Origin of the sequence: Streptomyces sp. URMC 126 (assembly GCF_051386555.1) — a bacterium.
Classification (GTDB): Bacteria; Actinomycetota; Actinomycetes; order Streptomycetales; family Streptomycetaceae; genus Streptomyces.
The window spans coordinates 1-6,865 of the sequence record NZ_JBPQTX010000354.1 but is presented as its reverse complement, the minus strand read 5'-3'; the positions used below and the strand labels follow the sequence as shown (position 1 = coordinate 6,865).

Sequence of the window (6,865 nt, the reverse complement as noted above, 5' to 3'; positions counted from 1 at the left end):
CAACCGCGCGGAGCGCGGTTTCGGGGGGTGCGGGGGCGCGGCCCCCCCAAGAAGCGCTCAGCTCGCGAGCAGCCCCACCGGATCGCCCTCACCGAAGGTGAGCCGACACGTGTCGGCCCGGTACGTGGCGACCGCCACGGCCGCGGTGCGGCCCTCGGCGAAGTACCGCGTAGTGACGAGGAGAACGGGCGCCCCGGGCAGCCGGTCGAGCTCCTTGGCGTCGTCCGCGCGAGCGGACCCGAGCTCCACCGCACGGTCCTGCCCCTCCAGCGGAAGCCGGTGGAGGGCCCGGAGGACGGCACGCGCACGGGCCGGGCCGGGAGCGGTGTCGGGAACGTCGAGTCCGGGGAGACCGGCGGCCGGCACGTAGAGGAGCTCGGTGGCGACGGGCCGGCCGTGGCTCCTGCGGCTCCGGCGGACGGTGTGCACGGCCTCGTCACGGCCGGTGCCCAGCAGCAGGGCGACGGCGGCGGGCGGCGCGGCCTCGGCGCTGTCCACCGGCTGCCAGTCGTCCTCGGTGGTGCCGGGCCAGGTGTGTTCGGCGTCGGCGACGGCGACGCCCACGCGCGGCGGGGCGACGGTGGTGCCGACCCCTCGGCGGCGCTGGAGGCGGCCTTCGAGCTCCAGTTGTTCGAGCGCCTGGCGGAGCGTGGCGCGCGCGACCCCGAAACGGGCGGCGAGTTCACGTTCGTTGGGCAGGATCTCGCCCACCGCGAACTCCGAGTCGAGCGCGTCGCTCAACACCGTCTTCAGGTGCCAGTACTTCGGCTCGGGCGCCGTCTCCAACTGCGTCGTCCCCACCCTCATCCTCCGCAAAGGCTTTTCGCGCGCTTCTTTATTAAAGGTTGTTGCAGTATGCCTGTGACCATAGGACGGTGTGCGCACTTGGTCAAGACCAATGCGCGGCATCCGCCGCAGGTGGTACGGACTTTTCGGCACGCTGGGTGACCGGCGACCGGCGCGCTTCCGGCCGCACGGGGAAGAGCGGTCACCAACCGTCGCCGGGGACACGGGGAAAGCGGTGCGAGCGGCGCGCGGAGGCGCGCGCCGGGCGCCGTGAGCGCCGGAGCGGGGCGGCGCGGGGCGCCTCGGGCCCACGCCGTACGACGGGACGCGTCACGGGTCTACCCCACGGTAACCGTTGCTGACATCCTGTCTACAAGACCCCCCGAGCATCAGCAGGAGCCGACTCATGGGTGACACCTTGCGGACCGCGACGTTCTCTCTCGACACCCCCGCCGGACCACGCGAGGCGGAGGCGGTCTACCGGCGCGCCGGCGAGGGCGAGCCGCTCGTCCTGCTGCACGGCATCGGCCACCATCTCCAGGCGTGGGACCCGGTGTTCGAGATACTCGCCGCGGAGCACGACGTCGTCGCCGTGGACCTGCCCGGCTTCGGCCGTTCCCCCGCCCTGCCCGCGGCGGTGCCGTACGACCTGCCGAGCACCGCCGCCGTCCTCCGCGCCTTCTTCGAGGCGCTCGGCCTGGACCGGCCGCATGTGGCCGGGAACTCGCTGGGCGGCCTGATCGCCCTGCAACTGGGCCACGAGAAGCTCGTACGGACCGTCACCGCCCTGTCCCCCGCCGGGTTCTGGACGGAGTCGGAGCGCCGCTACGCCTTCACCGTCCTGCGCGGTCTGCGCAACGGCGCCCGTCGGCTGCCGCCCGAGCGGATGGCCCGGCTGGCCGGCACCGCCGCGGGCCGGGCCGCGCTGGTCAGCCTGGTGTACGCCCGCCCTGGGCTGCGCCCGGTCGACGCCGTGATCGCGGAGGCGAGCGCGCTGCGGGACGCCGTGGGGTTCGAGGCCACCCTCGCCGCCGGGCGCTCGGTGCTGTTCGCCCACGAACTGCCGGACCTGCCGGTCACCATCGCCTGGGGCACCCGCGACCGGGTCCTGCTGCGCCGGCAGGGCATCCGTGCCGGGCAGGTGATCCCCGGTGCCCGGCTGGTCCGGCTGCCGGGCTGCGGACACGTGCCGATGAACGACGATCCGGCCCTGGTGGCCCGGGTCGTCCTGGACACCACCGCGCGGCAGGTCACCCACTGAACGGAGTTACCAAAGTTACGCATGTGACGGAAGAGACCCAAGGGAAGCATGATCCGCCGCGGCATAGGATCTTCGGATCAGACAGCACAACCTTGGGGGATTCGCAGTGGCTTCCACCGCGCGCACCGTCCTCGTCCCGGCCGCCGTGGCCGTGACGCTCCTCGCCGGGCTCACCGCCTGCGGCTCGGACTCCGGTTCGGGGAAGGACGACGGCCCGGCGAAGAAGAAGACGGAACAGTCGGCGCACCTCGCCTGGCCCGGCGCCGCGCTGCCGGGCCTGGCGGCGAAGCCGGCCTGGACGGTGCCGGCGGCGCCCGGCGGCACCGCGGTGTTCGCGGTCGGCGACGCCTTCGCCGTGGTCACCGCGCCGGGGGCGGAGAAGACCGGGAACGACAAGGGGACCGCGCTGCGGGAGGGTCCCAAGACCGTCGAGTTCCGCGACGCGCGCGACGGCGCCGTGCGCACGACGCGGAAGTTCGGTGACGCCCTGGTGATGGCGGACACCTGGCACGGCGCCCCGGCCCTGCGCGTCCAGGTCACCACCAAGACCCCCTCCGACGGCATGACCTCCGACAAGCGCACCACGGTCGAGGAGGTCTACGACGGGCACGGCAAGAAGCTCGGCAGCGCCCCGCTGGTCAGCGGGACGACGCTCTCGGACGGCTGGGTCGCCAAGGACGGCTCCGCCACGCGCGCCGACGGCGGGTCCGCCACCAAGCTGGACACAGCCGGCGACCCGCGCGCCGTCCAGGGCCCCGCCCCGTCGCAGGACCTCCACCGCCACGCCCCGGAGAAGCGGACGTTCGCGGGCGACCACGCCTTCTCCTACGAGGAGGTGGCCCACGGCCCGTTCGACGGCACGAAGCGCCTGGTCGTCACCGACCTGGCGACCGGCAAGAAGGCGTGGACGACCCGCGAGGCCGGCCGGCCCGACAACGCGATCCCCGAGGACAAGTCCCACGACGTCCACGTGGTGCCGGTGACGGTCGTCGGCGACCGCGTCGTCCTCGCCTGGCAGACGGACGGGGGCAAGCACACCTCCCCCGAGCCGTGGATCCTGTCGGTCAACGACGTCAAGACGGGCCGGCTGGTGGCCACGGGCCCGGTCGTCCCGGCGGACGCGCCCGGGTCCAGGACCGATTTCGGGGACCCGGGCGCCAACCCCACCTTCCTCACCACGTACGACGCGTCCACCGGCACGGTCGTCACGGCGGGGCGGCCGGGCCTGGGCAGGCCCTGGCTGGCCACCGCCTGGGACCTCAAGAGCGGCAAGCGACTCTGGGCCCAGGGGCCGGACGAGAAGGACTTCGCGGTGCTGAACGCCGGTGACGGTGTGGTCTACGGCTACACCAACCCGGGCACGCAGGGGTACTGGGACCCGATCGCCGTCGATGTGAAGACCAAGAAGGTGCTGGCGAAGAAGCTCGACAACGACCAGATCCCGGTCTTCAGCGCCGACGGCCACGGCGCGGTCTCCGTGGACAAGGGCGTCTTCGTCTTCCCCGCGGCCTGAACCCGCCGGGGGCGCGGGCCCGTTGACCCGCGCCCCCGGGATCCCGTCACGCGTCACGCCGCCGCGGCGCCGAGCCCGCTCCAGGGGCCGAGCGCGCCGTCCGGGCCGACGGGCATCACCTGCTGCCCGGCCCGGCCGGGCAGGAACCGTCCGGCGCCGCCCAGCGCGTCAAGGCGCTGCGCGCCGGGGCCGACGGGTTCCCGCTCAAGCGGGACCAACCGACCGAGTTCGTGCACGCGGTCCGGGTCGTTGCCTCGGGTTCCTCCCTCCTGCTCCCCGCCGGTCTGCGGCGGCCGGCCGCCGCGCACGGCAATCCCGGCGCCCGCGCGGCCCTGGAGCGGGCGGCGCTGACGGGCCGGGAGCCGGCCGTGCCGCGGCTGGTGCTGGGCACGGAGACGGTGAAGTCCCATGTCAGCGCGGTACTCGCCAAGCCGGGGGCGCGGGACCGGACACGGGCGGTGATCGCGGCGTACGGGTCGGGGTTCGTCACGCCGGGCTGAGCGCGGCGGCCGGTGGCCCGGTCAGTTCCAGGGGTTGGCCGGCTGGTCGTTGATGGCCGTCCAGAAGCGGGTGCCGGCCGGGACGTCGCCGTAGGCCCAGAAGCTCCAGCCGCCCGAGCTCTCCAGGTTGGGTCCGTATCTGCCGTCGTGGAACTCGGCCATCCGCCAGCCGGTGCCGAAGTTGTTGGCGCAGACGCCGTCGGCGACCGCGCGGCCGGTGAGCCTGGTGCCGCGGATCGGGGCGGTGGCCGCGACGGCGCCGCGGGCCCAGCCCGCGTAGAAGTCGGGGGTGATGCCGGCGGGCGCCGGGCGGCCGTCGACCTTCAGGCACAGCAGCGGCAGCGCCGTGGTGGTGGCGGTGTCGCCCTGGTAGGCGTTGCTCAGCGGGCCGCCGCCGACGCGGACCGTGCCGGCGGGGCCGTCCGCGAGCAGGGTCCAGGTCATGGCCTTGCCGTTGGCGTCGGGGGCGGGCGGGGCCGCCGCGGCCGGGGTCGTGAGCGCGCCGGCGGCGGCGAGGGCCGCGGCGCCGAGGGCGAGCACCGATTTCATCGAGCGTGCGGTCACCGAGCGCATGACTTCTCCTCACAGGCGTGAACCGGCGTGACGCGGATCGTGACGCGGTTCCTGACGCGGGAATGTGACGCGGGAACGTGACGCGAGACGCATGGCGTTACGGTGGGGAATTCTCCACGCCCTTCACAACTCCCCCAAGGGCAGAACCGGTCACGCGCCCCGGGCGGCCCCCGGAACCCGCGCGGTGACGAACCGGACGCGCTCCTCCACCGCCGCCCGGGGCAGTTCCACGGTCTCGTAGCCGAGTTCCGCGTAGGCGGCCGTCACCGCCCCGTGGGTGCGCACGGCCTCCTCGTAGGACTGCCGGCGCTCGGTGTCCCGCGCGTAGATCTCCGGCCAGGGCGGGGCGGTGAACACGCGGGGGTGGTACCGGAACCGCTCGGCGGCGGCGCGGACGTGCGCGGGCACCGGGCGGCCTTCGAGCCGGAGGTAGCCGATGACGTCGGGGAGGCCGCGGTCGAAGAAGACGGTCCCGGGGCGCTCGGCCGCCTCGTGGTAGGAGCGCAGTTCCCAGCAGAGCATCAGCTCCGCGAAGAGGCCGGGGTCCGTCCAGGGCAGGGCCCGGCCGCCGACGGCCGTCTGGTCCCGGATGACGCCGCGTCCGGCTTCCCACGAGCGGTGGTGGCCGGCCGCCTCCAGGGCGTCGATCAGCGTGCTCTCGCCCGCGCCGGGTCCCCCGGTCACCACGACGAATCGCTCCCGCTCCATGTGCCCCCGCCTCCGTTCGCCGACGCGTCCGCCGCCTCGACCGTACGCCCGGCGCGCGTCGCCCGTGACGGGCGCCCCTCCGTGCTGGCAGGGTGGCTGCTCCGTGTGGAAGGCCCGACGGAGCGGAGTGCGGTGTGATGGCCGAGCAGGTGGACGTCGTCGTCATCGGAATGGGACCGGGCGGCGAGCACGTCGCGGGGCGGCTGGCGGAGGCCGGGCTGCGGGTGGTGGGGGTGGAGGCGGAGCTCGTCGGCGGCGAGTGCCCGTACTGGGGGTGTGTGCCCAGCAAGATGATGATCCGGGCGGGCGGCCTGCTCGCCGAGGCCCGCCGGATCCCCGGGATGGCGGGCACGGCACGGGTGGAACCCGACTGGTCGCCGGTCGCGGCGCGGATCCGCGACGAGGCGACGGACGACTGGGACGACCGGGTCGCGGCCGACCGCTTCCGCGACAAGGGCGGCCGGCTCGTGCGCGGGCGGGGGCGGCTCACCGGCCCCCGCACGGTGGCCGTGGACGGGCCGGAGGGCGGCGTCTTCGAGGCCGCGCGCGGCGTGGTCCTCGCCACCGGGACGAAGCCGCAGCTCCCGCCGGTGCCCGGGCTGGACGAGGTCCCGTACTGGACGAACCGGGAGGCCATCGCCGCGACCGAGCCGCCGGGGTCCCTGCTGGTGCTGGGCGGCGGCTCGATCGGCGTCGAACTCGCCCAGGTCTACGCCCGGTTCGGGACCCGCGTCACCGTGGTGGAGGCGGCCGGCACCCTGGTCCCGGCGGAGGAGCCGGAGGCCGCCGCCCTGCTCGCCGAGGTGCTGGCGGCCGAGGGGCTGACCGTCCGGACGGACGCCCGGGCGACCGCGGCCCGTCACGACGGCACCGCGTTCACCCTCGTCCTGGAGGACGGCGAGGAGCTGACGGCCGACCGGCTGCTGGTGGCGACCGGCCGGCGGGCGGACCTGACGGACCTCGGACTGGAGACCGTCGGCCTCGACCCGGGGGCCCGCTCGGTGCGCACGGACGCCCGGATGCGAGCCGCGGACGGGCTCTGGGCGGCGGGGGACGTCACCGGCCACGGCGCGTTCACGCACGTGGCCATGTACGAGGCGGAGATCGTCGCCCGGGAGGTGCTGGGCGAGCCGGGGCCCGGGGCCGACTACCGTGCCCTGCCGCGGGTCACGTTCACCGATCCGGAGATCGGAGCCGTCGGCCTGACGGAGCGCCAGGCCCGCGACCGCGGCCTGCGGGTGCGGACCGGGCTGGCGCGGGTGCCCTCCTCGGCGCGCGGCTGGATCCACAAGGCCGGCAACCAGGGACTGATCAAGCTGGTCGAGGACGTGGACCGCGGAACCCTGGTCGGCGCCACGACGGCCGGACCGGCGGGCGGCGAGATGCTGTACGGGGTGGCCGTGGCGGTGGCGGCGGAGGTGCCGGTGGAGACGCTGCGGCACATGATCTACGCGTATCCGACGTTCCACCGGGGGGTGGAGGACGCGCTGCGCGACCTGGTCGCGGGCGGGTAGCGGGCCGGGG

The 6,865-nt window shown here is 75.0% G+C and carries 7 protein-coding genes and 1 pseudogene; 4 read left to right on the top strand and 4 right to left on the bottom strand.

All coding sequences use genetic code 11. The annotated features are described in order from the left end of the window. Window positions 1-57: 57 nt before the first annotated feature. On the bottom strand, window positions 58-801 hold the full coding sequence (locus ACSNOK_RS28955) for a GntR family transcriptional regulator (protein ID WP_436783752.1): 744 nt from the start codon (window positions 799-801) through the stop codon (window positions 58-60). 391 nt (window positions 802-1,192) lie between these two features. Between ACSNOK_RS28955 and ACSNOK_RS28950 the strand changes: the two genes are divergently transcribed. Together ACSNOK_RS28950 and ACSNOK_RS28945 are read left to right on the top strand one after the other, a co-directional pair. Continuing rightward, window positions 1,193-2,047: an alpha/beta fold hydrolase gene (locus ACSNOK_RS28950; RefSeq protein WP_436783751.1), complete on the top strand. Its 855-nt coding sequence runs from the start codon at window positions 1,193-1,195 to the stop codon at window positions 2,045-2,047. A 106-nt stretch (window positions 2,048-2,153) separates the two neighbouring features. Then, window positions 2,154-3,560 carry a hypothetical protein gene (locus ACSNOK_RS28945; RefSeq protein ID WP_436783750.1) on the top strand — a complete coding sequence of 469 codons (1,407 nt, stop codon included), beginning with the start codon at window positions 2,154-2,156 and terminating at the stop codon, window positions 3,558-3,560. 53 nt (window positions 3,561-3,613) lie between these two features. Here ACSNOK_RS28945 and ACSNOK_RS28940 read toward each other — a convergent pair whose 3' ends face one another. After that, window positions 3,614-3,796 carry a hypothetical protein gene (locus ACSNOK_RS28940; RefSeq protein ID WP_436783749.1) on the bottom strand — a complete coding sequence of 61 codons (183 nt, stop codon included), beginning with the start codon at window positions 3,794-3,796 and terminating at the stop codon, window positions 3,614-3,616. Here ACSNOK_RS28940 and ACSNOK_RS28935 point away from each other — a divergent pair. After that, window positions 3,731-4,060: pseudogene (locus ACSNOK_RS28935) on the top strand (DNA-binding response regulator); the annotation flags it as partial. The gene ACSNOK_RS28940 and the pseudogene ACSNOK_RS28935 overlap by 66 nt on opposite strands. A gap of 21 nt (window positions 4,061-4,081) precedes the next feature. Here the strand turns inward: ACSNOK_RS28935 and ACSNOK_RS28930 are convergent. Then, window positions 4,082-4,633: a hypothetical protein gene (locus ACSNOK_RS28930; protein WP_436783748.1), complete on the bottom strand. Its 552-nt coding sequence runs from the start codon at window positions 4,631-4,633 to the stop codon at window positions 4,082-4,084. Window positions 4,634-4,783: 150 nt separating this feature from the next. After that, window positions 4,784-5,341, bottom strand: coding sequence for an AAA family ATPase (locus ACSNOK_RS28925; RefSeq protein WP_436783747.1), 558 nt, complete (start codon window positions 5,339-5,341; stop codon window positions 4,784-4,786). A 137-nt stretch (window positions 5,342-5,478) separates the two neighbouring features. On the opposite strand from ACSNOK_RS28925, the gene ACSNOK_RS28920 reads away from it, so the two are divergent. Continuing rightward, on the top strand, window positions 5,479-6,855 hold the full coding sequence (locus ACSNOK_RS28920; protein ID WP_436783746.1) for a dihydrolipoyl dehydrogenase family protein: 1,377 nt from the start codon (window positions 5,479-5,481) through the stop codon (window positions 6,853-6,855). The last annotated feature ends 10 nt before the right edge of the window (window positions 6,856-6,865 follow it).